Below are 26,271 nucleotides of genomic sequence, written 5' to 3' on the forward strand. Positions count from 1 at the left end.
CATGAACTTTTAGAGGGACGCCTGAATACTTTGTACATAGGTTTTAACCTATAAATCAGTTGCGGAGCAATTAAATGAAATGGGAAGGGAAATGGGAAATGTGTTGATCTATGAAACATGGGAGGAAGAAAAAGCGAACGTGTTGCTGGAGAAACAATTCGAACCAATCGATGTACTGAAATGGGCCTACCGCGAATATGGCAATGAGGTTGTCTATGCATGCAGCTTTGGCGCAGAAGGCATGGTTATGCTTGATTTGATTTCAAAAATAAACAAGACAGCGAACGTGCTTTTTCTGGATACCGGCCTCCATTTTGCCGAGACGCACGAATTGATTGAGAAGGTAAGGGAAAGGTACCCAGCACTTCATGTGAAGATGGTAAAACCTGTATTGTCTTTGGAGAAGCAGGAGGAGCTTCATGGCCAGGAGCTTTGGTCGTGCAACCCGAATCTGTGCTGCCGAATAAGGAAAGTGGAGCCGCTTGCCAAGGAGCTTGGCCTTTTGAAAGCGTGGATTTCCGGCCTTCGCAGGGAGCAGTCGGAAACGAGGAAGCACGTTCAGTTCATTAATAAAGATGAAAACTTCAAAAATATTAAAATCTGTCCGCTCATTCATTGGAAATGGGACGATATTTGGGAGTACATCAGGCTCAATAATCTTCCTTATAACCCGCTCCACGACCAGAATTACCCGAGCATCGGCTGCCGGCCATGCACCCGGCCTGTGGCAGAGGGAGCTGATTTTCGCGCAGGCAGATGGGCCAACACAGGCAAAACGGAATGCGGCATCCATCAGGCGGAACGCGGCAGATAAACGGAAGGCCGGCCTTTACCAATCAGAGCGCAACAGATAACCGAATGACCGGTCTCTACTAAGTGAGCGCACCAGGTAAATGCATAGCCGGCTGAGTCCGAAGTATACTTTTGCAAGGAGGAAAATGAATATGATTAATCCTCACGGAGGAGTCCTGGTCAACCGAGTGAAAGAGACCATGAAAATCGACGGTAAAAACCTCGGGGTCGAGCTGGACGCGATGGCGTTGAGCGACCTGGAACTAATTGCGATTGGCGCCTACAGCCCGCTTGTTGGATTTATGGGCAAAAATGACTATGAATCCGTCGTGGAAAGGATGCGCCTTCAGAGCGGCATCGTCTGGAGCATTCCGATTACGCTTCCGGTTTCAAAAAAGATTGCCGCACAAATTGCGCCAGGCGATACGATTAATCTGGAATCGGAAGGGTCAGTTTACGGGGTCATGGAGGTAACGGACATCTTTATTCCCGATAAAAAAAGGGAAGCAAGAATGGTTTACACGACGGAAGAGCTGGCGCATCCCGGCGTGAAAAAGCTCGCTGACCGCGGCGAAGTGTACTTGGGCGGACCGGTTACGATGGTCAAACGGCCAGATAGCCCTTATGCGAATGAAAAAAGGGATCCGGCTCTGACAAGGGAATTATTCGGTGAGCGCGGCTGGAAAACAATCGTCGGGTTCCAGACGAGGAATCCGGTCCACAGGGCACACGAATATATCCAGAAGTGCGCCCTCGAGCAAGTCGATGCGCTCTTCCTCCATCCGCTGGTCGGCGAGACGAAAGCCGACGATGTCCCGGGTGAGATCCGGATGAAAAGTTACAAAGCCCTTTTGGAAAAATATTATCCTGGCGACCGGGTTCTATTATCCGTTTTCCCGGCGGCCATGCGCTATGCCGGGCCGCGCGAAGCGATTTTTCATGCGCTGATCCGGAAAAATTATGGCTGTACCCATTTTATCGTCGGCCGCGACCATGCCGGAGTCGGCAATTATTATGGAACGTATGATGCGCAGAAGATTTTCTCCCATTTTGCAAAAGAGGAAATCGGCATCCAGACGCTGTTCTTTGAAAATAGCTTTTACTGCGAAGTATGCGGGAATATGGCGTCTGTTAAAACATGTCCGCATGGGAAGAAGCATCACGTCGCCCTTTCAGGGACAAAGGTACGAGCGATGCTGCAAAAAGGCGATGCGCCGCCACCCGAGTTCAGCCGACCGGAAGTAGCCGCGATTTTGATCGAGGGGATGAAGCAGGAGCAGGCGATACGGGAAAAGGTGGGAGAATCATGACGGAGCATCTCGTCTGGCACCCATCTTTGGTGACGAAAACGGACCGCCAGCTTCTCAACGGCCATAAAAGCTTTGTTCTCTGGTTTACCGGCCTGTCGGGTTCTGGTAAGTCGACGCTTGCAAACGAGGTGGACCGGCAGCTTTATAAGCTTGGCGTAAAGAGCTATGTCCTTGATGGTGATAACATCCGCCACGGATTGAACAAGGGGCTTGGTTTCAGTCAGGAGGACCGGATTGAGAACATCCGCAGAATCGGCGAAGTTTCACGGTTGTTCGTCGATAGCGGCCAGGTCGTATTGACGGCGTTCATTTCGCCGTTACGGGAAGACCGGGAACAGGTGAGAAAACTATTTGAGCCCGGGGAATTTATTGAAGTATTCATAAAATGTCCGCTGGAAGTCTGTGAGCAGCGGGATGTGAAAGGCTTGTATCTAAAAGCGCGGAGAGGTGAAATCCGGGAATTTACCGGGATTAGTTCTCCGTATGAAATACCGCTTAAGCCGGAGCTCATCATTGATACAGCTTTAGGGGAGGTCGCGGAGTCCGCCCGGCAGGTGATTGATTACTTGAGGGGAGAGGGATTGATTTAGGTTTGGCAGTCTTGGCGACTGTAGGGTGGGGGGAGTTCGGACAGCGAACTGGTTTATGTGACTTGTGCTGTCCGAAGGTGCCCCATGTTCGGACAGCAAACCATTATTTGAGGCTTGTGCTGTCCGAAGATGCCCCATGTTCAGACAGCGAACTGTTTTTTTAGGCTAGTGCTGTCCGAAGATGCCCCGTGTTCGGACAGCGAACTGTTTTTTTTAGGCTAGTGCTGTCCGAAGGTACCCCATGTTCGGACAGCGAACTGTTTTTTTATGCTCGTGCTGTCCGAAGGTCCCCCATGTTCGGACAGCGAACTGTTTTTTTTATGCTCGTGCTGTCCGAAGTTACCCCATGTTCGGACAGCGAATCATTATTTGAGGCTCGTGCTGTCCGAAGGTGCCCCATCTTCGGACCAATAGGCAGGCTTGGTAAACTTTGAGCTGTAAAATCGCCTCGAAAGTCACCAACACCAAAAAAAGCATAACCGCCTGCAGCAATGGCGGTTATGCTTCATCTATTTTGATAAAAAAACACACTCAGGTTCCCGTTGTGATCGAGGGTAGCGAGGAGAACGTCCTTTACTTTTGCCTGATAGATGCGGTCAAGGCGTGAAACGACCCACTCTTCATCCTTCTGGGTCTTCCTGAGTTCTTGAACATTAAACACGCCTTCTTTAATGATCACCCGGTGCAAATTGAATGGCTCCGTGTTCAATCCCAATGCCGCGGGGGTAACCGCCTCATATTTCGGATCAAGAAAGAAGGACATCCGCCCGTCCGCTTCCCAAACCGCCAAGGCGACTTTTTTTACATCTGTAATCTTTTTCTCGCGCATTTCCTCAAGAACAACGTCGAGGGAAATTCGAGCCTTTTTCAAGCCATCATATACAATAGTTCCATTTTTGACAATCGTGATCGGCGGATGATTGACAAGGCTTCTGAACCAAGGCCATTTCAGGATTAAAAAGACCCCGCCAGAATAAAGCGCAACCAGGACAGTCGTTGAAATCATAGACCCTTGCAGCCCCAACTGCTCTTCAGATAAGGGGTGGGCAATGATATTCCCTATCACCAACGCGATCACAAAATCGAGCAGCCTCAGCTGGGAAATCGCCCGCTGCCCGAGAACCTTGGCGACAATCACCAAAAAAACAAAAGCCACGACGGCCCTGAGAACCCACTCCAAGGCAGTAAGATTACTTTGGCTCTGGTAAAAATCAATCACAAACAAATCCTCCACCCCCATCACTTCCCACTTAGTTTTGCACAGAAACTGCCTGAATAATCCTGTGGGAGGTAGAAGGGGAGGAGGAAATAAATCAGTTTCCTGCTAACAGCGGCATTCATTCACGCTTGCCACCGCAATCGGAATCGTCTGCGAAAAATCTTTATTTCCAGCCATGCTCGGTTAAATATTGTTCTTTTTGCAAAATTTCTTCCTTTGAGTTTCCGATGAGGATTCCGTTAATAAACGGCTTGTTTTCCGAATCCCCGCTCGTTTCTGGATGATAGATGGCGAGTGGGATGAGCGATCCGTCTTCCACCAGGCTTTTGCAGATGTCGTGGAATTCGTCCCAAGGACGGTCGATTTTCCAGCTTTTGAACATCATATCCTGATTATTGTGGCGGCTAAAAATACTATCTTTCAGCAGAAGGGCGGGAGTCGAGCCATTCAGTCGAAAGTTCAGGTCAATACATAAAACCCTGTTATCCTCGGTGATCAGAATATCAAACCCGGCAATGCCTTTGTATCCAAGCTGGCAGGCTTTTTCCATGATCGTCCTGCCGAGGTTGATAGCACTCTTAGGAGGGCTGTCCTCCGCGGAAATCCAGTTGCCTTTATACCTGCCTGAAACCGAAATGATTTGCTCCCCCGCGCCGAGATAAAGAATCTGGCCGTCGCATGTTTTTGCAAATTGAAGGCAGTAATTTTTCTTGTTCTCGATGAACTCTTCAATCACGATGCTTTGGCTGTCTTTCAGCAATTCGGAGGCTCGCTTGAAATCCTCTTCAGTATGGCAAAGAACGACATCGAATCCGCCCCCGTTCGGTAAATCCGTTCCCGCTTTCATGACAAATGGCAATGTCCATTTTTCTCTCACTGTCACGAGCTCGTCGGGGCTGACGACCATCCGTTTCGGCAGATGCTCTTTCGGTACAATTTCTCCCATATTTGCCTTGTTATTTAAATACGAAAATACTTCCTTATCAATCCAATACTTTTCCGGCGGGACTTCCGAGTCGGGCAGCGGCTGGTTCAGCACCTTTTTTTGCTGGCCGCTGCTAAGCGATTCCAGAAGGCCGTAAAAACTATTTTTGCCATCATAAACGAGCTGATTTGGCGCGGGAGAAATACCTGCTGTCTTTAGCAGATTCAGCGCTTCCTCGGTCACTGTCCGGTCATTGCAGACAAAAGGCATGTCACCGGCGATTGGCAGTAGGGCGCCTGTCCGGAAATCATCGAGGATCGTGTCCTTTGGAATCCAACCGATCCCCTCGAATGATACCCTCGGATTAAAAACGAGCTGTGGCCCATATATATCTTTTAACGTTAAAGTAGGTGCGATATCCATCTGTTTTCTAGTTACCTCCATTTCGAAAGATGTTCAATCATTCATTATATGAACGTAAAAAAGATGTGGCTGGTTACGAATACAATTACCCGAAAATCGGGCTTTTGAACAAGCAAATTTTTCTACAAGGCATAAGCTGTGGAAAATGAACGATACCGGTAAGGGGCGGATGGTATGCGGAAAGGAAATAAATTGGATTTTTACTGGTTTCTGAGTAAGGATAAACTGTTAAATGAATGCTTGCCTTATACAGTCGGGCTCAACGAAATAGCGTTTAGCGAAATGCTGGACTACTACGAGTCAATTATCGTCAAGCCGACTGTTTCATCCGGCGGGGGAAAAGAGATTTATAAGGTAATAAAACTGTCTCGCGGAATAGAAGTGCACCACAGAGACAAACGAAACGTGTTCCGGAACAAAAGGGAGGCTTTCGCTTTTATTGAAGAGTCCACCTTTGGCTTTTCAAGGCCATATATCATTCAGGAGGCAATTGATCTTCTCACTGTGGATGGGAATCCGGTCGATTTTCGGGCTATTGTGCAAAGGAGAATCGATTCATCGGAATGGCAAGTAACAGGAAAGTTCGGGAAGGTGGCAAAAGAAGGCTTCATCGTCACAAATCTGAAATATCACAGAGCGGGGCTTATGTCCATAGATGAAGCGCTCGCCGCACTGCAATTTACATGGCGCGATGGGGAAAGAATTCTTGAAGCGATGGACAAGGTCTGCATCCGGGCGGCGGAAAAACTCCAGGAAGCTTTCCCAGATAAAACAATGTGGGGACTGGATATCGGAGTCAACCACTCCTTTCAAGTGAAAATCATCGAAGTAAATGCCAACCCCGGAAACAATCCCTTCCGTGACCTCGAAGATGACCGGATGCACAAAAGAATCACCTCGATTAGAAATTACAACCGGCTCGCGCGAAGGAGGAGAAAGGGGTATTAGAGCAAGTTTCGCGTAATGAATGCTAGCCAGCGCCACCTTATCTGGGCAGGAAGGGGCGTTTTTTCTTAGGTTTAACGTGTATTTTGTACAAGCTATATTAACGAACTTCCTTATCGAACATTCTAAAAACGCCTTTAGAGCCCGAGGGCCGGTCCGCTAATTGCTGTTCGGTCGCTAAGCATACCTTTAATAATCGAAGGCCTTGTTTCCGGTGGTCCTTCGATTACTAAGTGTGCCTTTATTAATTGAAGGCCATGTTTCCGGTGATCCTTCGATTACTAAGTGTGTCTTTATTAATCGAAGGCCATGTTTCCGGTGGTTCTTCAATTACTAAGTGTGCCTTTATTAACCGAAGGCCCGTCCGCCAGCCGCCGTTCGGTCGCTAAGTCCTCGTTTAGCGCCCGAAGGCCATTCCGCTAGCCGCCGTTCGGTCGCTAAGTCCTCGTTTAGCGCCCGAAGGCCCGTCCGCCAGCCGCCGTTCGGTCGCTAAGTCCTCGTTTAGCGCCCGAAGGCCATTCCGCCAGCCGCCGTTCGGTCGCTAAGTCCTCGTTTAGCGCCCGAAGGCCATTCCGCCAGCCGCCGTTCGGTCGCTAAGTCCTCGTTTAGCGCCCGAAGGCCATTCCGCCAGCCGCCGTTCGGTCACTAAGCCCTCATTTAGCGCCCGAAGGCCCGTCCGCCAGCCGCTGTTCGGTCACTAAGCCCTGGATTTCCCGAAGATCCAACGCAGATAATTGTAGTCTAATTTTCAAAGCAGTAGAGGAATTCACCAAGCAATAAAGAATTAGTTAACGTAAGTGCCACACCATAGAAGGGAGAACAAACATATTGGATACTCTCACTTTTTTGAAAGTGATTCTTTGTCTGTCAATTGCCATATATCTGCCGATCTATTTCCGCCTCGTAGGAGACCGGAGCCGGTTCTTCCTTTTGCTCAAAAAAAGCCACCCCCTGTTCGCGGCTGCAGCGGTTGCTTCATTTTTCATTTCGGCCCTGTCATTTGCCTGGCTCGGTTATTGCCTGTTGATTGGCGTGTACGGTGCGCTTCGTTTTTTTGAAAGAGGCGGTTTTTATCTTGAGGAAAGCCTGATTGACTTTTCGATGATTTATCTGCCCATCGGCGGCATTTGGTTCACCGTTTATCAGCATGAATGGAATCTGTTCGGCTTTACAGGCATGCTCGCCCTTCTGACAGCCATCCATTTCCATTATTCAAGCCTGTTTGGCCTCTTGTTTTCCGGCCTGCTCGGCAGGTGGCTGAAGGACAATCACGGGATTCCGCGGGTATATAAAGCGGCCATGCTAATATTTATTCTTTCGCCATTAGCGGTGGCAATCGGCATCACCTACTCGAGAGCCATCGAAATAGCGGCAGTCCTTTTATTTGCCGCAGCGCTCTATACATATTGCTTGTATTCCTTCAAGACAAAGAAAGTATCCGTCATGCTGTCTTCGGTTGCATTGCTTTTTACGATGCTGCTTTCCGCGCTCTATGCGCTCAGGCTGGTCGACATACCGTTCATGGTCTATTTCCATTGGCTCGTGAACGCCCTTTTATTCACTGGCTTCGGACTTGTGGGTTACTCACAGCTAAAGCCGGAAAGCCACTTTCCACTGGCGGCAATTCCTTTTTCGGCCATTGCGGGACAAGGAAGAATTGGCACGGACTTTTTCAGTCGCAATGCCTTTGTTGCGAACACAGCTACGCACCCGGCAGGCATGGTCGATTCCATGGCCGATTTTGCAAGAAGTGATTTTTCCCCTGGCAAAATTAGCCCCCGTATCGCGGATTTCTACATAAACACGATTGGCTATGATATGGACGTCCAGCCGCGCTGGAGGCGGTTTTTCTATCCCGTCGCGCGCCTTTATAAAAAACTATCAATCGTAATGGAACAAATGAACTTTCCTATCTTGGAGGAAGAGTTCCATACAGAGATTGACAGCCAAATGGTTAAACTCGTCGACCGGAAGGACAGCCGCGAGAATGTACGAGCCTGGGTGCGCAGCGACAAACGAACCCGAAAAGCGATCTATGTTGCCGCTTATTCGACGCATGTGAATGCTGTCGGGGAACGGTTTTACAATGTGTTCTTCCCACTGCCCTTCGGCGGCATGACGAGCGTTCTGAGGATTTCGCATTACGGGGAAGAAGGGGTGACTCTTACCTCCTTTTCAGAGGAAAAGAGGGCGGACCATAACGGCGTCTACCTGACCCTTTGGCAAAAATGCTTCCGTATCCCTATTAATGAAACAATTGACGTCTGGACGGAAGACGGGTGCATAAAAGCGTACCACGCCTCATACTTGTTTGGTGTACGGGTCCTAGAGTTGGATTATATCATCAGGCCAAAGCAGACAGCCATAACTTCAAGGAAGAGTATGTAAAAAAAAGTCTTGCCAGTAAAAAAGAGTAAAAGAAGCGAGCGCCTGCGCGCCTGCCTTCATAATTAATAGCTGTCGAAAAAGCCTTTAAATGATCGAAGTGTTACTTGCAGATTCAGATGGGCAAGGGACGTTGTCAAAGGAATGCCTTTCGGGGGGGTCCCGCACATCGTCAGCCGCCAACCTGTGCCTCTTGGACGAATGGATTCGGGATTTGGACGAATGCCCTTTGAATCCGGACGAATGCTCATTCAATTCAGACGAATCACCACCCAATCCGGACGAATAGTCCGAGCTCGGACGAATGAGTACCCGATTCGGCTGAATCCCATTGGGTTCCGGACGAATCCACCTCAAATCTGGACGAATCTCCTTCGAATCTGGACGAATCATTGATGCGGAGCAGAAACCCTCCGCTTTTTGGGTGTGCATGACAGGTCCAGGAGGTGTTATCCACCGCAACCCCTAAAAAAGCGGCTTCTTTTTCGCAAAAAGGCCGGATTTCCAACAACAAACCATTAAAAATAGCCGTTATTATCGCAAAAAATTCCTATACGAGACAGCCGCAGTCAAAAAGTGGCTTCGCTGTCCCAAAAGCACTGGAATCGGGACAGCCCGCCGTCAAAACATGGTTTCTCTGTCGCGAAAGGGGCGGATACGCGACAATAAATTATTCAAACTAGGTTTCTCTGTCCCAAAAGGGCCGGAATCTGGTCGTACCCCCGTTTCATTTTGCCCATTCCTCCTCCGCCTCAAGTCTTAGAGGAATTTCATTCCATAGCACCAATCCTTAAATTGGTAAACAAATTACCATAAAGAGGAGCTAATTCCAGGGGGTTCCTCTGGAGAATAAAAGGAATGGGAGAATGAAAAGATGAAAAAAGTGATTCAATTCAGTATGAGGAATGGTGTTGCGCTGTTTTTGATGATGGGGCTGATATTGGCAGGGGGGATCTTTTCTCTGAAAGAAATCAATGTCGAGAAGTATCCGAATGTGGATATTCCGTATTTGACGGTTGTCATCCCGTATCCGGGCGCTTCGCCGGAGCAGGTGATGAAGGAGATTGGCGAGCCGGTTGAACGGGAATTGATGAATCTTGAAGGGGTTAAAAATATCTATACCGATGCGGCGGCCAATGTTTTTTACTCGACAATGGAGATTGATATGGCTGTTGATATGAAGGATGCCGAACAGCTGGCAAAGGCGGCGGTTGATAAAATAGCGCTGCCCGATACGGCGAAGAAGCCGGAGTTCATTTTGCAAGGGCCTGAGCCTGACCCGACCATCTTTGCAATCGGTGCTTATGCGGGCGACGGGCATGCTGATGTCCAGAAAGTTGTGAAAGAGAGGCTGATTCCAAGGCTTGAGATGATAGACGGTGTCAGTAAAGTGTTAACCGGCGGCATTGATGAGAAGAGCGTCAACATCCGTCTGTTGCCGGAAGAGATGAAGAAACGCGGCATCACGCTCGATCAGGTGAAGACGGCGATTTCAGCCAATCATATGGCGATTCCGACAGGGGACATTGATCTTTCCGGAAACACGCTGCCAGTACGGGTCAGCAAGGAATTAACATCGCTGGAAGACGTGAAAGAAGTGACACTTTTTGTGCCGGGTGCGCAGGCATTGGAACAGGTAAAACTCGGCGAGGTTGCTGACATTAGCTATGACAGTGAAAGCAAGAGCGATTTTACGAGGATTAATGGGAAGGAAGGCGTTCGCGTCGGCATTGTCGCGGAAGGCGGTGCCAACGTAGTTTCGATCGTTGAAAAAGCCAGGGAAGAAATGAAAAAGGCAGAGCTCCCGGCAAGCGTGAAAATGGAAGTGCTCAGGGACCAGTCAATCGAAATTAAGGATTCGGTTTACGCGATGCTTCGCGAAGCGCTGCTCGGGTCGTTGATGGCGGTCATTGTTACATTCCTTTTCCTGAGGAATATACGCTCGACGCTTATTGCGATCATCTCAATCCCGCTGTCGATTTTCGCATCCTTTACGGTTTTGAACATGCTTGGCTATACGCTGAATATCATGACGCTTGCCGGAATTGCTGTTGCGGTCGGCCGGGTCGTCGATGACTCGATTGTTGTCATTGAAAATGTGTTTAGAAGAGTCCGCGCCTCAAAAGAGCGGAACGATGGGCTAGTTGAAGAAGCAACGAGGGAGGTCGCCAAGGCGATTACGTCGTCGACGATTACGACGGTCGCTGTATTTTTGCCAATGGCTTTCGTCCCTGGGGTCATCGGGAAATTCTTCGCGCCGCTTGCTTGGACGATTGTCATTTCATTACTGTTTTCACTCATTGTCGCGATTACGGTCGTGCCGCTTATGTCAAAAATGTTCCTCCTGAAGCTGACGCCGAGGGAGTATAAAGAAGGGCTAATCCAAAGAGTGTACCGTTCCACCTTGTCATGGGTCCTGAGCCGCCGGGCACTGACGCTCATCGTTTCCATTGCGGTCCTTGCAGGCACAGTTGCGTTGATTGCGCCAAAACTCGGGACGACTTTCCTGCCGCAGGAGCGGGTGACCAATTTTGATGTGAATATTACGATGGAAAAAGGCGCGTCAGCTGAAAAAACAAGTGAGGCAGCGAGTGTGGTCGAAGACATTTTGCTGGCAAAAGAAGAAGTGAAGCTGGTTAGCACGAGTGTGAACGGACAATTCAGAAATGCGTCGATTATGTTTGAAATAAAAAATTCAGTTGAAGATGCCGACCAGTTTTTGAAAGACCTGCGTGCGCAATTCTCGAGGCTGTCTGTGGCAAAAGAAATATCCGTTACCGGAATCGGCGGTTTAGCGGGCGGCGGACAGTCTCAATACACCTTAGTTGTGAATGGGTCAAATTTTGAAGACATCAAGTCGGCAAGCAAAGAGATTGTGAAAGAGCTAAAAGGAATAGACGGCATGGCTGACGTCCAATCCTCGCTTGAAGGGGATGAGCCGGAAATTCAAATCGATCTGGATGAAAAGAAGCTCGCTGAAAATGGGCTGATGCCGGCAATGGTTGGAAAGAGCCTGCGCGAACTGATTAACGGTGATGTTGTGACAACCATGTCGATGGAGGATACGAAAACGGATGTCAGACTTGGCTTGAAGATGAATGAGATTTCTTCGCTCGATGATTTGGGCGAACAGCAAATCACCAATATGATGGGAATGCCGGTGAAGCTGAAGGAAATTGGCACATTGAAGCGTGCGAGCAACCGGATGGTGATTACCCATTTGAACCAGAATGAGTATGTGATGGTTTTTGCCCAGATTACCGACAGCAAAACGGGCGATATTGCGAAAAAAGCCGATGAAGCGATTGCGGGCTTGGATTTGCCGGGTAGTGTCCATTATTACAAGGAAGGCGCTTCGGCGATGATGGAGGAAGGGTTTAAGAACATGGCGCTTGCGATTGGAGTTAGCATCCTCCTCGTTTACCTTGTCATGGTCATTGCCTTCGGTGAAGGGAAAGCGCCGTTTGTTATCCTGTTTTCGATTCCATTTTCGTTGATTGGCGCACTGGTTGGCTTGTATATTGTGAAGGAGCCAATCGGGATGCCGGCGATGATCGGGCTGCTGATGCTGAACGGCATAGTTGTCACAAACGCGATCGTTCTCGTCGACAAGGTCAAGCAATTTGAGAAGCAGGGGCTCGTGGCTAGAGAGGCGTTGCTTGAAGCGGGCGTCATCCGGATCAGGCCGATCCTGATGACCGCGATTGCCACAGTCGGCGCCCTCCTGCCGATGGCGATTTCCAGCCATGCCGGAATTGTCTCTTCATCCATGGCCGTCGTTGTCATTGGCGGGCTGGCAACATCTACACTGCTGACGCTCTTTATCGTGCCAGTGCTGTACAGCCTGTTTCATCCGAAGCCGAAAACACAGGCTGACGAAAGCCCTGCTGGCGAAAAAGCAACAGTCGAAAAACCATTAAAAGGCATCATCATTACATCGAAACCGGTTTAGATTTGATTGCCAATTCAGATAAATGAAAAAAGGAAATAAAAAAATAGTGAAATAGTTTTAAAGTTATGGTATAAAGGAAGAGGATAAAAAAATAATTCGTTTTTGGAGGAGCCTGTCACCCTGGGAGAAGTATGCCCATTTGGTGGAGGCTCTTTTTGCATTCAGGGGGGATGGAGGCATAAGGGGGATTCCCTGCTGCAGACAAAAAATGAACGATTGCCATAAGAATATGGCAAAAAAGGACACGCTAACTACGATTGTAAGGGAAAGGGATGGAATAGTATGTTAATTTTGCAACTGGCAATTATTTTAATTGCGTCAAAAGTGGCTGGGAGCCTGAGTGTACGATTTGGACAGCCTTCCGTCCTTGGAAAGCTGCTGGTCGGAATCATCCTCGGTCCATCCGTTCTTGGGCTTGTGACTGAATCAGCCACTTTGACCGAGTTAAGTACAATTGGTGTAATCTTGCTCATGTTCATCGCCGGGCTTGAGACGGATCTTCAAGATTTCAAAAAGTCCGGCATTGCCGCTACTCTCGTCGGCTTTGGCGGAATTATCCTGCCGCTCGTCGGAGGATATTTTATCGGTGGCATGTTCGGCCTGAATTCGTTTGAATCATGGTTCCTCGGCCTGCTTCTGTCGGCAACGAGTGTAAGTATTTCCGTACAGGCGTTAAAGGAGCTGAACCAGCTTCAGACACGTGAAGGGATGACAATCATGGGGGCGGCAGTCATTGACGATGTCGTTGTCATTATTGCCCTCGCCTTTTTAATGAGCTTTGCTGGAGGAGATGTCAATCTCACCACGATGATTTTGAAAAAAGTATTGTTCTTTGCAGGTGCCATTCTTGTCGGCTGGAAGATCGTCCCGGTCTTCATGCGGAGGTTCGAGTCGCTTAAAGTATCGCAAACGGTCATTACCGCTGCCCTTATCATTTGTTTTGTGTTTGCGTATCTTGCTGAATATACAGGAGTGGCGGCGATTATCGGTGCATACATTGCCGGAATTGCAATCAGTGTAACAAACTTCAAGGATGAAGTTCATGACAAGGTTGAAACAATCAGTTATTCAATTTTCGTCCCGATCTTTTTTACATCCATCGGGGTTTCTGCCGACTTCGGCGGCCTTAAGGGCCATCTCTGGATGATTACCGTCCTGACCATTCTGGCTGTTTTGACAAAATTGGTTGGTGCCGGGCTTGGCGCGAAACTGTCCGGCTTTGGCTGGAACAGCTCCCTCGGGATTGGCTCTGCGATGGTTTCCCGTGGCGAAGTAGCATTGATCATTGCCGCGATTGGGCTGAATACAAAGCTTTTGGCCCAGGATTTATTTGCCGCTCTCGTTGTCGTCATCCTGATTACAACGATTGTCACGCCTCCAATGATGAAAATTTTCTTCAACCGGGGCGACAAAAAAGCGGGATCTGCAACGGTTTAATTAGGCAGGGGTTGCTAGTTTAGCGATTGGCCGATTAGCGTCGGGATTTGGCCGATAGGCAGAGAAAATTGGCCGGTAAACTTCCAGATTTGGCCGATAAACCCACCAAATTGGCCGGTAAATAAAGAATATTCGCCGGTACCCCCGCCGAATTGGACAAGAAATAATATCAAAAACAAGCACCCGCCAGCATTCCAGCCGGCAGGTGCTTGTTTAATTTCATCCTTTCTTCCTTCCACAGGGAAACGCGAATCATTCCGCCCTCCCGCGGCCACATCTGTCATGAACCCTTGTATTCCGTGCATATACTATATGGAACCATTTTGCGGATGAGCGGTCTGAGGAGGAGGGGTTTTGTGATTGATCATAATCTTTTTCATCTTGTCCATTTACTTTATGTGAATAACGAAAAAAAGCTTAAGCTTACCCTTGAAGAGGAGATGCTTTTTGCAAAATTACTTGAGATGGAGAATTTGCCTGAGCAGTTTAAAGGCCAGCTGAACCACTTCCTGCCGAATCTCGAGGAAAACAAACTCCTGCTAAAGAGGCTGGAAGCGTTTTATGGCCATTATAAACAGCTGCAAAAGGTGACATACGGGATGATTTACCATTCAAAAAGGCATGCCGGAATTTTGCCAGCGTTGATCGAGGAGGTTGTGGCGCTTACACTCGTCGAGCGGGTCGCGGTCGTCATCTTTCCGATTAGTGAAATGGATCTGGAAAACAACATCATTAAGGGCATCCTCATCGAAAACGGCGAAGTCCAGACGGAGGCGCTAACGCACATCCCCGGAACGATTTACAACCTGGCTGTCCATACAAAACCGGCGAGTGTCCGGAAAATCCGGGCGCTGCAAAAGTCAGCGACGATCCAGATTGTGAATCCTGTCAACCGGTTCAGACAGCTGCATTTACTCGAAATGGTTTCTTCACTCCCAGGCGCTGATAAGTTTTTGCCTGCTTTTCATTTGTTCAATAAGCAAAACCTCCAAGAATTCGCTGCCAAATCAAGGCTTTTATATTTGCTGCCGGATCGACCTGCGGGGGACACCCAGCTGATTACAGCCGAAAAATTGCGCGAAAACGAATGGGTCATTAGTGAAGAAAACCGGAAGATGCTGTCTGATGGGGAGAACCTCTTTGATGATTTGCAAAAGAAAATCGGCACGAGAACCGGCTATCTTATCGATGGCCAAGACTGTCTTCATTTTGAAAACGAGCCCGCTACTGTGAGAGTTTATGTTCAGAAAAACGACCGGCAGCATTGGGACATTGTCAATATGATAGCAAAAACTTCTGGCAGCTTTGCTTTTTATAATACGGCCAGCCACTTTGACAGAGCGACAGGAAATGAAAATAAGGAAGTCAGCCTTAAAGTCACAGATTGCGCTTTAACATGCATCACCTATTTAGGCCACTTTGTGCCGAACCTTGGCACCGCGTTTCTTGATTTTTATATCAACCAAGATGGTTCGCCTTACCTGTATTTCGTAGGCGGAGCCGAACAGAATGGCACACTCATCCTTCCACTTTCAAAAAGCGAACGGGGCCAAAGCTATCTGGCGAATCTCCTCTTATATATGAGCGGATTGATTGAGCGGGAAGCTGTCAGCCATGTGGATTAAGATTAGGAATTTAGCAGAAAGCGGGGCGGCTGCCCTTATTCCGGGCGCACTTCTGTCCGGTGGAAGTGTCAGCCGGGGCAGGCTGCATTTTGGCAGGAGGAGCATGGAAGTAAAATTGGCCGGCATCCCGGAGGAGGAGGACGGGGACGGGAGCGACTTCAGAAATCCTGTCCCTTTGTACTGCTCCCCCTCGTTGATGGGGGGGCTGCTTTTGCCGGAAGGAATGACCTTCAAGCTTAGCAAACTAGCAGAAAATCAGTTCAGGTTCGGCCCGGTCATCGCGATGCTGCTTGGCGAGCAGCATTATTTTTATAACGACCAGCTGATGGCGGAATGTTCGGACGCTATGGGCGTTTACCCGGAAATAGGCGGGCTCATTTACGGCTTTAAATGCTCATCAATTGACTGGGAGCGGGAACAGATTTATGGGCTGGCGTTTGATTTTTTGCAAAATAAATGGGAATACGGGATGTTTCCGTTTCCGGATGTGATTTATCGGAGGAGTTTCCTGAACGGGGATGAAGAGGTGACTCAATTTGCCGTAGGCCATGGGATCAAGGTATTTAATCCAAAAAAGATTGATAAATATGATATGCATATGCTTTTGCAAAATGATGCGAGGCTTGCGGAATGCTTACCGGATACCGCGTTGTTGACGATAGAAACCCTCCTATTGTTCCTCCGGAAACATCGCAAAGTCATCCTGAAACCGGCAGATCTATCGCGCGGACGCGGCATCATGGTCATTGAAGAAATCAACCCGGGAATCGTGCGGATCGCCTTGAACCAAGATCGGAAGGGCCACCTCCCGCTAATGATGGAAATCCCGACTTATTTGTTGGAAGAGTTTTTGGAAAAGGATTATTTTTTTGCAAAAAAGTACATCGTCCAGCAACATCTCGAGATGAAGAAAATAAACGGAAGCTCATGGGACATACGCGTTGTCATGCAGAAGGGCGCTGATAAAAAATGGCGGTGCCATGGGATTGAAATCCGCCTCGCCGCTCCTGACCATATCGTGACGAACATTTCAACCGGGGGCAGGGCGCTGCGCATTAATACAGCGCTCAAGCTTATGTACGGGAATAAATATAGCATCCGGAAATTCAAGAAGGAACTGCTCGATTTTTGCCAAAAGTTCTGCCGGGCCATGGATAAAGCTGAAAACGGCTTTGCCGAATTTGGCCTTGATTTATGCCTCGATGTCAACGGGAAGCTTTGGTTTATTGAGGCGAATACGAGGCCGTCCTTTAACGGCTTTAAAACACTTAGCCGAAAAAATTACTTGAAGATTTGTGAGTCGCCGTTTCGCTACGCCGCTGCATTGCAAGCTGCCGGGGGCATGAAAGGGTAGAAAAATAAAAGAGGGCGGCTGTTTTCCAGCCTCGCAGCATCTTAAAAACCTTCAAAAAGCCCTGTGCTCCGCTTTGGACACAGGGCTTGAACATGTATAGTTTTTTATCTGGAGATAGGTTTGACTGATTTTTCTTTGTACATTTCCTTGTCGGCCAACTCGATTAATTCGTCGGCTGTTGCCTGACTGCCCGGCTGATAATGGTAAAGTCCATAGCTTGCCGAAAGCTGGTAGTCATTTTGCATATCGACGTTCATCAATTCCAGTTCGACAGTAATCGAATCGAGAACGTTGCGGGCTTCCTCAAGGTTCTTTTGCATAAAGAGAATCACAAATTCATCCCCGCCAAGCCTAAAGAAAACATCGTCGGCGCTAATTTTGCCAGAGATGGCAGTACAAATCAGCTTAATCATTTCGTCGCCAACAGCATGGCCATACAAATCATTGACCATTTTCAGGTCATTAATATCTACAAAACAAAGGGTGAATGCCCGGCCTTCCGATGATGCGACAAGCTGCTCAAGAATCTCGATTCCGCATCTCCGGTTCATGATGCCAGTCAGTGCGTCCAAGGAGGCGTGTCTGTGAAGTTCTTCTTCTTTCTTTTTAAATGCCGTGATATCGGAGACGCCGATTAACATGCATGGCTCTTCCATATACTCCACCCGCTCGAAGTTGAGCACCGCCCAGCGTGAATCCTCGTACGCCATGATGAAATTTTGAACGCTTTCATTGTCTTGAAGCTGCTTCAGGACAGTCAGACGCTCCGCGGGGCTCGGAAAAATGAATGATGTGTTAAGCATGGAAATCGGTTTATCACCCGTCTGAAAATAGTCGGTAGCCTGCCTGTTCATTAAAATAATTTTATTGTCTTCAAAATTCGCTAAGATGAGCGGTGACGGATTCATGCTGAACAGCCTTCGGAAGCTTTCTTCCTTGCTCCTAAGTCGGTGTTCATGGATGAAGTTTTGTTTTTGGAAACTGTAAAAACTATAGCAGATCAATAAGGAAATCACAGCAGCGCCGGTAGCATTGAGTTGCTTTGTCAAAACTAAAAAGGAATTTTCCAAAATAATCGACAGGCCAATCACAAAGAAGCCGTGGACTGCGGCAACCATTATAAAATAGTGAAGCGGCCTGATAGGGAAGGTAGCTGCTGATGCGATCAGGACGATTAAATATGCCGCAATTGTCCCTGTTACCAATTGGCTGTTCAGGGTTGCAATCGCACCGATAAGCAAATAAACAGAAATATATGTATAATTGATGGCCCTCTTCGGCAGTTTGTCGACTCGTTTTTGCAAGTATAAAAAAATCGCCGAAACGATGAAACAAGACGTGTGGATTATAAACAAGTTGATTCTATACTCGATTCTGACCAAATCCCTTAAAAGAAAAAGGTCCACGAAGAAAAATAGTGGATAAGCTAACACCAGAAACAGGGAAACCAGTTTAAGCCGCCCAAAAACAAGCCCGTCCGCATAGCGGCGGAAATCCAGTCTCACATTCCCATCCTTTATATCAGAACCAAAAAAAGAAACAGCAAACGGTCCCATCCACATCGTTCCCTTAACCCATAATCCTCCTCCCATTCTACCACAGATAACAAAAAAACCAGCACAAACAAACAGCAAAACAACTAAAAATTTCAGTGAAGCAGGGGACGGTTCTAATGCTTCATTCGGGTGTCGAAAGAAGCAGCGGGACGGTTCCGATGCCTAACTTTCAAGTAACATTGCCGCGATATGTTAAATGGGATTTTTTAATCAAAAAATCCCCTCATCCAAAACAATGAGGGGATGTAGGAAGAAAGGTTATGGTTTCAGAACAACCTTTACAACATCGTCTTCGAAATCGTTGAACATCTGGTATGCCTTTGCCGCATCATCCAACGGCATTTTATGTGTCACGATTTCGGTCGGGTCAAACTGGCCGCTGACAATTTTGTCAAACAGAAGCGGCATGTAGTGGATGACGGGCGCTTGGCCCATTTTGAGAGTCAGGTTCCGTTCCCAAATATGGCCGAGCGGGAATGCGTTGAAAAGGGCGGCATAAATGCCTGTCAGCTGAATGGTGCCGAATTTCCTGGCTGCATTCATGGCAATCTCGATTGCGCTAATCGTTCCGCCCTGCAGATGCAGCTTCTGCCCAATCTTCTCTAATGCGGACTTTTTCCCGTCAATCCCGACGCAGTCAATCACAACCTCTGCTCCGCCATTTGTTAGCTCGCGCAGGAATTTTCCGGTATCATCATGGTCTTCGAAATTGCAGATCTCCGCTTTGTTCATCTGTTTTGCCTTCATTAAACGGTACGGGACGTGGTCAACGGCGATAACGCGCTCAGCACCTTTCATCCAGGCGAACTTTTGCGCCATTAGCCCAACCGGCCCGCAGCCGAGCACAATCACCGTATCGCCAGCTTTTACCCCGGCATTCTCGACACTCCAATAAGCTGTCGGAAGTACATCCGACAGGAAAAGCACCGCCTCATCCTCCAGCTCACATGACTCGGGAATGACAAACGGCATGAAGTTTCCGTAAGGCACCCGCAAGTACTCCGCCTGTCCACCCGGGTAATCGCCATACCTTTCCGTAAATCCTAGGAAACCGCCCGTATCGAGAAGCGGATTCGGATTCGAATTGTCGCACTGGCTCTCCATCTCATGCTGGCAAAAGAAACACTCCCCGCACGAGACGTTAAACGGAATGACAACCCGGTCACCCTTCTTCACCTTCGTCACTGCGGGGCCAACCTCTTCAACAATCCCCATCGGCTCATGCCCAATCACATAACCCGGACGCGTCGGCATCGCCCCAAGATAAATATGAAGATCAGATCCGCAAATTGCCGTCGACGTAATCCGGACAATAATATCATCATCCTTTTCAATCCGCGGAGCATCCACCTTTTTCACCTGAATATCCTTCGCCCCCTGAAACGTAACAGCCCTCATACACACCCACCTCCAAAAAAGATTCCTTTCCAACTATACCCGCAAAATTAATGGGATATGTATTTTGGCGGCAAAATGAAAGAGAGCGGCCTATTACCCGAAATTAATACGTATCTTCATTTAGCTCATACTAAAAAACAGGAGGTGATTTTCAACAAATGAAAACGTTGAAGAAAAAAGCTTTGATGATGGCTGCGGTAGCGGCAATAGTTTTAGGGACTCTTGCTGTTTCATATTTTACTGGCCCAAATGCCGAAGCGGATTCAACCTACAATGACAATCACGGAAAAGTGAAAAACGTCATTTTTCTCATACCGGACGGATTTTCCGCTTCCTACGGAACCAACTATCGCTGGTTCAAAGGAAAGAAAAGCAAGATGGACGAAATCCTTGTGGGCATGCACCGTACATACTCGGCGGATACTAAAGTGACAGATTCAGCAGCCGCAGGCACTGCGATGGCCACTGGTGTAAAAACGAATAACGGGATGATTAGCATGTCGCCGGATGGCAAGAAATTGAAATCAATCCTTGAAACGGTGGAGGAAAAAGGGAAGGCCACCGGGTTAATCGCCACAACAACGATTACCTATGCCACGCCCGCTGTATTCGCTTCCCACGTCGCTTCCCGTACGAATGAGGCGTTGATCGCGCCTCAACTGCTTGAAAACGGCGTCGATGTCCTGCTTGGCGGAGGGAAAAAATACTTCCCGGCCCAGCTCATTACCAAGGCAAAAAAAGGTGGCTACCATTATATTTCAAGCCGTGATGAACTGCTGAAGGGTGCCGCCAAATCGAATAAGTTGCTCGGCCTCTTTGCGGATGATGCCCTTGCCCCTTCACTTGACAGGGCCGAAACGAATCAGCCAACACTAGCAGAAATGACGGAAACAGCCATCAATATTTTGCAAAAGAATAAGGAAGGATTTTTCCTCATGGTCGAAGGCAGCCAAATTGACTGGGCTGGCCACGACAATGACGCAGCCTGGGCAATGAACGATGTTGCCGCGTTTGAAGAAGCACTCGTAAAGGCACTTTCTTTTGCCAAAAAAGACAGGCATACACTTGTCGTCGTTGCTGGCGACCATGATACTGGCGGCATGTCCGTCGGCGGTTACGATCTGTATGAAGCTAATGTCGAAATTCTTCGAAACGTAACCGCAACAGGCGATTACATGGTCACAAAGCTTAACGCTAGGCGGAGCAATGTGAAAGCCGTTGTGAAGAAGTATACCGGCCTTGACCTGACCGATGATGAAGTGGGAAAAGTGCGAGCCGCTTCGAAACCAGACATGGCGATAAACAAAATCGTCTCCGAACGCGCCCGCATCGGCTGGACGAGCAAGGTGCATACTGGCGTAGACATTCCGCTCTATGCATACGGCCCAGGCTCCGACCTGTTCCGCGGCTTGCACGAGAACACCGACCTGCCGGTACTGATGGCAAAAGCGACGAAAATCAAGTTTGATGGGAAATAAATCTGGATGGGAGGCACCGCCCTGGTGGGGGCGGTGTCTTTGTTAGAATGACGGGATGGATTTGATTATTTAACGGAAAAAAAGTTTGACTGAATCGTACCAACGGAAGGTGATAACGAAAGCCAAAGCCAAAAGTAAACCGACGCTCGATACCGGCTGAAATTTCGCCAAAATCATCTGAGCCTTAAGAAGCAATTTGTCGAAATAGAGCAGGAGTTTCTTCCTGTTTCCACCATTAACGGAATGTTAACCCTACTTTAACAAGAACTTAATACGTATTACTTATAATGAGTTCGTATGACAAAACAGGAGGGGATTTTCACAAAATGAAGATGTTAAAGAAAAGAATTTTGGCGGTGGCCGCAGTCGCGGCAATGGCAATTGGGACTTTTGCGGGCACCTATTTTTCAGGCACCCATGCAGAAGCCGGCTCGACTTACAATCACAATCACGGAAAAGTAAAGAACGTCATCTTCCTTATACCGGACGGGTTTTCCGCGTCCTATGCAACCAACTATCGCTGGTTTAAAGGTAAGGAAAGCCAAATGGACGAAATCCTCGTCGGCATGCATCGTACATATTCGGCGGATTCTGAAGTAACAGATTCGGCCGCAGCCGGCACTGCAATGGCTACAGGTGTAAAAACGAATAACGGAATGATTAGCACCTCCCCGGATGGGAAGGAACTGAAAACCATTCTTGAAACGGTGGAGGAAAAAGGGAAGTCGACCGGGTTGGTCGCGACCTCAACCATTACTCATGCCACACCTGCTGTTTTTGCTTCCCATGTCGCTTCCCGCGCGGATGAAGCTTCAATTGCTCCCCAGCTGCTGGAAAACGGTGTTGATGTCATTCTTGGCGGCGGGAAAAAATACTTCCCGGATTCGCTGATTGCCAATGCAAAAAAGGATGGTTACCGCTATATTTCAAGCCGTGACGAACTTAAGGGTGCCGCTAAATCGAATAAGCTAATCGGCCTGTTCGCCGATGATGCTCTTGCCCCTTCTCTGGACAGGGACGAGACGAAAGAGCCAACACTGGCAGAAATGACGGATACGGCCATCAATGTGTTGAAAAAGGATAAGGATGGATTTTTCCTCATGGTCGAAGGCAGCCAAATTGACTGGGCAGGACACGACCATGACGCAGCCTGGGCAATGAACGATATCGCAGCGTTTGAAGAAGCGCTCGCTAAGGCACTTGCTTTTGCCAAAAAAGACGGGCATACACTTGTCGTCGTTGCTGGCGATCATGATACTGGCGGCATGTCCGTCGGCGGCTACGGCGTGTATGATGCCAATGTTGAAATTCTACGCAACGTAACCGCGACAGGAGATTACATGGTTACCAAGCTTGATGCTAGCCGCAGCAACGTGAAAGCGGTCGTGAAGGAGTACACGGGGCTTGACTTGACTGACGCCGAAATCAAAACGGTTCAGACTGCTTCCAAACCGGACATGGCGATTAACGAAATCGTTTCCGAACGCGCCCGCGTCGGCTGGACAAGCACCGTCCATACCGGGGTGGACGTTCCGCTCTATGCATTCGGACCAGGCTCTGACTTGTTCCATGGCCTGCACGAGAACACAGACCTGCCGGTATTGATGGCAAAAGCGATGAAAATTAAGTTTGATGGGAAATGATTTTGGAGGGAGGCACCGCTCGTAGGGAGCGGTGTCTTTTTTGGTGTGGCTGGAATAAGTTTTTCGTTAGCGAATGGATTTGTTGGTGACTTTTTGCAAAAAAATTCGGTTGAAAGGGCACCAAGAACTACTCTTGGTTACTTTTCGCTAAGTTTTTCGTTTGAAAAGGCACCAAGACCCCGTCTTGGTTACTTTTCGCTAAGTTTTTCGTTTGAAAAGGCATCAAGAACCAATCTTGGTTACCTTTCGCATATATTTTCGTTTGAAAAGGCGCCAAGAACCCCACCCTGTTCAATCCATTTCTTTTCATTCCACCCCCATTTTTAGGTATACTTGGCTTACCGGCGGGCGATTTTCCGCCACCGGAAGCATCCGAATTCATTCTGGTTTACTACCGCAGGATGCATTCAAGTTCATTTAATGGGGTAAAGTGATGCAGGAGTGGGTTGTTGGGCTTTTTCAAAATTACCGGGAAGCAGCGGTGCTCATCAGCATCCTGCTGAATATCGGGATTAGCATCCTTGGCGTGGTGCCGAGTGTGTTTTTGACGGCGGCGAATATTGTAGTATTCGGTCCGGTAGGCGGGACGGCGATTTCTGCGATCGGCGAAGCGGCTGGTGCCGCTGTTTCGTTTTTCCTTTACCGAAAAGGGTTTAAACGCTGGGCGGAAAAGCAGCTGCCTGCTAAACGCTGGATCCAAACGTTGCTCACTGCGCGCGGGAAGGATGCCTTCCTAATGATTATTGGCCTGCGCATTTTGCCTTTTGTCCCGTCCGGCTTGGTTACATTTGCTGCAGCGATCGGCTCTGTCGGAGCTTCCACCTTTATTGCCGCAAGTACGATTGGCAAAATTCCTGCCCTCCTCATTGAGGCTTATTCCGTTTACCAGGTTACACAGTGGACGGTTCAGGGCAAACTAATCTTAATTATTTTTTCAATTATCATTATGTATCTTGGCATCAAGAATAGAAGGACGTAACTTTTGCAAAACTCTAGTCTGAGATAAGAAAAACTAGTGAATTTTTAAGAGTTTATTTGCAAAAATCCGACCAAAGCAGTGTCTTGTAAAAATACATTTCCAAAGTTCTAAGAAAACTTTTGCAAAAAAGGCGCCTTGAAAAGGAGTGCGCTGCCATAAGATAGAAGGAGGAGCATTCATGTCTGAACAATTTGAACGTGCGACGTTTGCGGGGGGCTGTTTCTGGTGCATGGTGCAGCCGTTCGATGAGCAGCCTGGCATCAAAGAGGTCGTTTCCGGCTATACGGGCGGCCATACGGAGAATCCGACGTATGAGGAAGTTTGTTCGGATACGACCGGGCATTATGAGGCGGTCCAGATTACGTTCGATCCGGCTGTTTTTCCATACAAAAAACTGCTAGAGCTATTCTGGCAGCAAATCGACCCGACCGACCCGGGCGGCCAGTTCGGTGACAGGGGTTCATCGTACCGGACGGCGATTTTTTACCATAACGAGGAGCAGCGCAGGCTTGCGGAAGAGTCGAAGCAAGCACTCGCGGAAAGCGGCCGTTTCAGCAAGCCGATCGTGACGGAAATCCTTCCGGCAAAACCGTTTTACCGCGCTGAGGAGAACCACCAGCATTATTACAAAAAGAATGCATGGCACTACAATATGTACAAGGAAGGCTCAGGACGCGCGCGTTTTATCCGTGAGAATTGGAAGAAGAAAAAGAGCGCTGAGGAGCTGCGCAGCGAGCTGACGCCGATGCAATATGAGGTCACACAGAACGATGCAACCGAGCCGCCGTTTCAGAATGAGTTTTGGGACCATGAGGAAGATGGTATTTATGTTGACATTGTTTCGGGTGAGCCGCTGTTCAGCTCGACTGATAAATACGATGCAGGCTGCGGCTGGCCGAGCTTTACACAGCCGATAAGAAGGAATGAAATCGAGGAAAAACTTGATACTTCGTTCGGAATGAGGCGGATTGAGGTCCGGTCAAAAACGGCTGACTCCCATCTGGGCCACGTGTTCGACGACGGTCCCGGACCCGACCGCGCGCGCTATTGCATCAACTCGGCGGCGCTCCGTTTTGTACCGAAGGAAAAGCTTGAAGAAGAAGGGTATGGGGAATTTTTGTCACTTTTTGAAAAGTAGGTGACCGAAGTGCAAAAGGGGAAAACACTTATATTCGCCCACCGCGGCAGCAAAGGGACACATCCCGAAAATACGCTTGAAGCGTTCCGGGAGGCGATCAGGGTCGGGGCGGACGGGATTGAGCTGGATGTCCATTTATCAAAGGATGGCGAATTGGTCATCATCCATGATGAAAAAGTCGACCGGACGACAAATGGCTCTGGCAAGGTGGGACAGATGACACTTGCAGAGCTGAAAAGCCTTGACGCGGGTTCATGGCTTTCATGGGAATTCGCTGGCGCCACCATACCGACGCTAGACGAAGTTCTTGAGTTGCTGAAGGGAACCGGCATCAAGCTTAATGTGGAAATCAAGAGCGATGTCATCCCGTATGAAGGAATCGAGAAAAAGGTCCTGGAAACGATCGGCCGGCATGGGTACTTGGAAAACACGGTCATTTCATCCTTTAATCATTACAGTGTGAAAAAAATCCGTGAGCTGAATCCAAATATGCGGACGGCCATCCTCTTTATGGAACTTTTATATCAACCGTGGAATTATGCAAAATCCGTCGGCGCATCCGCGCTTCACGTCCATCTTTCGGTTGCCTATTCGGAAATGGCCAGGGAGGCGCCGGCACATGGATTTCCTATCAGGGTTTTTACTGTGAACAAGGAAAAGGATATGCGGAATCTCTTTAGGGCTGGCGTTGATACCATTATGACCGATTATCCGGAGCTTGCGCTTGCAATCAGGGATGGAAAGAGAGAGTAAAGTTCTTAGAGGGCCTCCCCTGAGGGGGGCTCCTTTTTTTCGTTGGTTAGGTCCAGATAGCTAGTGAATATTGGTGGTTTTTCCATAGTTACTGTGTAGTAATTAGGGACTATAAAAGGGTTTTTCGTAGTGAATAAGTGTGATGAGATGACTAGAAGCATGTAGTCAACCTCAGAGGCTGGCTAGTTACGTTGGTGTTTTTTGCAAAAATAGACTAGGTAGTTGCTGGGGGCTTACTAGGTATCTCCCGATAATACTGTGCTGATTCACTAGTAAAATCCTACTAGCCGGGACATCCTCACTCTATTATTCCTATGAACAAATTACCCTAAGTGACAATTCTGAAAGTTTCCCTTAAGATGGAAGGTA

The 26,271-nt window shown here is 48.4% G+C and carries 19 protein-coding genes; 14 read left to right on the forward strand and 5 right to left on the reverse strand.

Translation table 11 applies throughout. The features are described 5' to 3' along the window. Nucleotides 1-91: 91 nt before the first annotated feature. The 3 genes from D1B31_RS13380 to cysC all read left to right on the forward strand — a co-directional run bounded on the left by D1B31_RS13380 (nucleotide 92) and on the right by cysC (nucleotide 2,692). Nucleotides 92-814 (forward strand): phosphoadenylyl-sulfate reductase, encoded by a 723-nt coding sequence (locus D1B31_RS13380; protein ID WP_118921497.1) that lies wholly within the window; start codon nucleotides 92-94, stop codon nucleotides 812-814. Between the two features lie 124 nt (nucleotides 815-938). Continuing rightward, nucleotides 939-2,102 (forward strand): sulfate adenylyltransferase, encoded by a 1,164-nt coding sequence (sat, locus tag D1B31_RS13385; protein ID WP_118921294.1) that lies wholly within the window; start codon nucleotides 939-941, stop codon nucleotides 2,100-2,102. Further along, nucleotides 2,099-2,692 carry an adenylyl-sulfate kinase gene (cysC, locus tag D1B31_RS13390; protein WP_118921295.1) on the forward strand — a complete coding sequence of 198 codons (594 nt, stop codon included), beginning with the start codon at nucleotides 2,099-2,101 and terminating at the stop codon, nucleotides 2,690-2,692. The genes sat and cysC overlap by 4 nt, the downstream gene beginning before the upstream one ends. 505 nt (nucleotides 2,693-3,197) lie before the next feature. Here cysC and D1B31_RS13395 read toward each other — a convergent pair. Together D1B31_RS13395 and D1B31_RS13400 are read right to left on the reverse strand one after the other, a co-directional pair. Then, entirely contained in the window at nucleotides 3,198-3,908 is a 711-nt protein-coding gene (locus tag D1B31_RS13395; RefSeq protein ID WP_118921499.1) for a DUF421 domain-containing protein, read from the reverse strand. A gap of 166 nt (nucleotides 3,909-4,074) precedes the next feature. Further along, entirely contained in the window at nucleotides 4,075-5,280 is a 1,206-nt protein-coding gene (locus D1B31_RS13400) for an ATP-grasp domain-containing protein (protein ID WP_118921296.1), read from the reverse strand. 153 nt (nucleotides 5,281-5,433) lie between these two features. On the opposite strand from D1B31_RS13400, the gene D1B31_RS13405 reads away from it, so the two are divergent. The 4 genes from D1B31_RS13405 to D1B31_RS13430 all read left to right on the forward strand — a co-directional run bounded on the left by D1B31_RS13405 (nucleotide 5,434) and on the right by D1B31_RS13430 (nucleotide 13,978). Beyond that, nucleotides 5,434-6,207, forward strand: coding sequence for a YheC/YheD family protein (locus D1B31_RS13405; RefSeq protein WP_118921297.1), 774 nt, complete (start codon nucleotides 5,434-5,436; stop codon nucleotides 6,205-6,207). 849 nt (nucleotides 6,208-7,056) lie between these two features. Beyond that, nucleotides 7,057-8,592 (forward strand): YndJ family transporter, encoded by a 1,536-nt coding sequence (locus tag D1B31_RS13410; protein WP_240035273.1) that lies wholly within the window; start codon nucleotides 7,057-7,059, stop codon nucleotides 8,590-8,592. Between the two features lie 871 nt (nucleotides 8,593-9,463). Further along, the gene (locus D1B31_RS13425; RefSeq protein ID WP_118921300.1) at nucleotides 9,464-12,541 is read left to right on the forward strand and encodes an efflux RND transporter permease subunit; all 3,078 of its coding nucleotides are present in this window, start codon (nucleotides 9,464-9,466) and stop codon (nucleotides 12,539-12,541) included. Nucleotides 12,542-12,823: 282 nt separating this feature from the next. Further along, nucleotides 12,824-13,978, forward strand: a complete 1,155-nt coding sequence (locus tag D1B31_RS13430; RefSeq protein ID WP_118921301.1) for a cation:proton antiporter — start codon at nucleotides 12,824-12,826, stop codon at nucleotides 13,976-13,978. 14 nt (nucleotides 13,979-13,992) lie between these two features. Here the strand turns inward: D1B31_RS13430 and D1B31_RS13435 are convergent, their stop codons facing one another. Further along, the gene (locus D1B31_RS13435; RefSeq protein WP_142922589.1) at nucleotides 13,993-14,283 is read right to left on the reverse strand and encodes a hypothetical protein; all 291 of its coding nucleotides are present in this window, start codon (nucleotides 14,281-14,283) and stop codon (nucleotides 13,993-13,995) included. Nucleotides 14,284-14,334: 51 nt separating this feature from the next. Between D1B31_RS13435 and D1B31_RS13440 the strand changes: the two genes are divergently transcribed. Then, nucleotides 14,335-15,603 carry a YheC/YheD family protein gene (locus tag D1B31_RS13440; RefSeq protein WP_118921303.1) on the forward strand — a complete coding sequence of 423 codons (1,269 nt, stop codon included), beginning with the start codon at nucleotides 14,335-14,337 and terminating at the stop codon, nucleotides 15,601-15,603. Further along, nucleotides 15,593-16,957 (forward strand): YheC/YheD family endospore coat-associated protein, encoded by a 1,365-nt coding sequence (locus D1B31_RS13445; RefSeq protein ID WP_118921304.1) that lies wholly within the window; start codon nucleotides 15,593-15,595, stop codon nucleotides 16,955-16,957. The genes D1B31_RS13440 and D1B31_RS13445 overlap by 11 nt, the downstream gene beginning before the upstream one ends. A 104-nt stretch (nucleotides 16,958-17,061) precedes the next feature. On the opposite strand, the gene D1B31_RS13450 is transcribed toward D1B31_RS13445, so the two are convergent. Both D1B31_RS13450 and D1B31_RS13455 read right to left on the reverse strand, forming a co-directional pair. Next, nucleotides 17,062-18,513 (reverse strand): sensor domain-containing diguanylate cyclase, encoded by a 1,452-nt coding sequence (locus tag D1B31_RS13450; RefSeq protein WP_158587540.1) that lies wholly within the window; start codon nucleotides 18,511-18,513, stop codon nucleotides 17,062-17,064. A gap of 258 nt (nucleotides 18,514-18,771) precedes the next feature. Next, nucleotides 18,772-19,911, reverse strand: a complete 1,140-nt coding sequence (locus D1B31_RS13455; RefSeq protein ID WP_118921306.1) for a zinc-dependent alcohol dehydrogenase — start codon at nucleotides 19,909-19,911, stop codon at nucleotides 18,772-18,774. Nucleotides 19,912-20,069: 158 nt separating this feature from the next. Between D1B31_RS13455 and D1B31_RS13460 the strand changes: the two genes are divergently transcribed. From D1B31_RS13460 to D1B31_RS13485, 5 genes are all read left to right on the forward strand, one after another. Next, nucleotides 20,070-21,389: an alkaline phosphatase gene (locus D1B31_RS13460; protein WP_420846108.1), complete on the forward strand. Its 1,320-nt coding sequence runs from the start codon at nucleotides 20,070-20,072 to the stop codon at nucleotides 21,387-21,389. Nucleotides 21,390-21,721: 332 nt separating this feature from the next. Beyond that, nucleotides 21,722-23,032: an alkaline phosphatase gene (locus tag D1B31_RS13465; RefSeq protein WP_118921503.1), complete on the forward strand. Its 1,311-nt coding sequence runs from the start codon at nucleotides 21,722-21,724 to the stop codon at nucleotides 23,030-23,032. Between the two features lie 433 nt (nucleotides 23,033-23,465). Continuing rightward, on the forward strand, nucleotides 23,466-24,011 hold the full coding sequence (locus D1B31_RS13475; protein WP_118921308.1) for a TVP38/TMEM64 family protein: 546 nt from the start codon (nucleotides 23,466-23,468) through the stop codon (nucleotides 24,009-24,011). A gap of 178 nt (nucleotides 24,012-24,189) precedes the next feature. Beyond that, nucleotides 24,190-25,149 (forward strand): peptide-methionine (S)-S-oxide reductase MsrA, encoded by a 960-nt coding sequence (msrA, locus tag D1B31_RS13480; RefSeq protein ID WP_118921309.1) that lies wholly within the window; start codon nucleotides 24,190-24,192, stop codon nucleotides 25,147-25,149. Then, nucleotides 25,150-25,902 carry a glycerophosphodiester phosphodiesterase gene (locus D1B31_RS13485; protein ID WP_240035264.1) on the forward strand — a complete coding sequence of 251 codons (753 nt, stop codon included), beginning with the start codon at nucleotides 25,150-25,152 and terminating at the stop codon, nucleotides 25,900-25,902. It abuts the gene before it with no gap. Nucleotides 25,903-26,271: the final 369 nt, after the last annotated feature.

This window comes from Neobacillus notoginsengisoli (genome assembly GCF_003515685.1).
GTDB classification, from domain to species: Bacteria; Bacillota; Bacilli; order Bacillales; family Cytobacillaceae; genus Bacillus_D; species Bacillus_D notoginsengisoli.

Bases quoted from the DNA above. Each gene is read 5' to 3' on its own strand.
- D1B31_RS13380 (WP_118921497.1), top strand. From the start codon at position 92: ATGGGAAATGTGTTGATCTATGAAACATGGGAGGAAGAAAAAGCGAAC.
- sat (WP_118921294.1), top strand. From the start codon at position 939: ATGAATATGATTAATCCTCACGGAGGAGTCCTGGTCAACCGAGTGAAA.
- cysC (WP_118921295.1), top strand. From the start codon at position 2,099: ATGACGGAGCATCTCGTCTGGCACCCATCTTTGGTGACGAAAACGGAC.
- D1B31_RS13400 (WP_118921296.1), bottom strand. From the start codon at position 5,280: ATGGAGGTAACTAGAAAACAGATGGATATCGCACCTACTTTAACGTTA.
- D1B31_RS13405 (WP_118921297.1), top strand. From the start codon at position 5,434: ATGCGGAAAGGAAATAAATTGGATTTTTACTGGTTTCTGAGTAAGGAT.
- D1B31_RS13425 (WP_118921300.1), top strand. From the start codon at position 9,464: ATGAAAAAAGTGATTCAATTCAGTATGAGGAATGGTGTTGCGCTGTTT.
- D1B31_RS13430 (WP_118921301.1), top strand. From the start codon at position 12,824: ATGTTAATTTTGCAACTGGCAATTATTTTAATTGCGTCAAAAGTGGCT.
- D1B31_RS13435 (WP_142922589.1), bottom strand. From the start codon at position 14,283: ATGCACGGAATACAAGGGTTCATGACAGATGTGGCCGCGGGAGGGCGG.
- D1B31_RS13445 (WP_118921304.1), top strand. From the start codon at position 15,593: ATGTGGATTAAGATTAGGAATTTAGCAGAAAGCGGGGCGGCTGCCCTT.
- D1B31_RS13450 (WP_158587540.1), bottom strand. From the start codon at position 18,513: ATGGGACCGTTTGCTGTTTCTTTTTTTGGTTCTGATATAAAGGATGGG.
- D1B31_RS13455 (WP_118921306.1), bottom strand. From the start codon at position 19,911: ATGAGGGCTGTTACGTTTCAGGGGGCGAAGGATATTCAGGTGAAAAAG.
- D1B31_RS13460 (WP_420846108.1), top strand. From the start codon at position 20,070: ATGAAAACGTTGAAGAAAAAAGCTTTGATGATGGCTGCGGTAGCGGCA.
- D1B31_RS13465 (WP_118921503.1), top strand. From the start codon at position 21,722: ATGTTAAAGAAAAGAATTTTGGCGGTGGCCGCAGTCGCGGCAATGGCA.
- D1B31_RS13475 (WP_118921308.1), top strand. From the start codon at position 23,466: ATGCAGGAGTGGGTTGTTGGGCTTTTTCAAAATTACCGGGAAGCAGCG.
- msrA (WP_118921309.1), top strand. From the start codon at position 24,190: ATGTCTGAACAATTTGAACGTGCGACGTTTGCGGGGGGCTGTTTCTGG.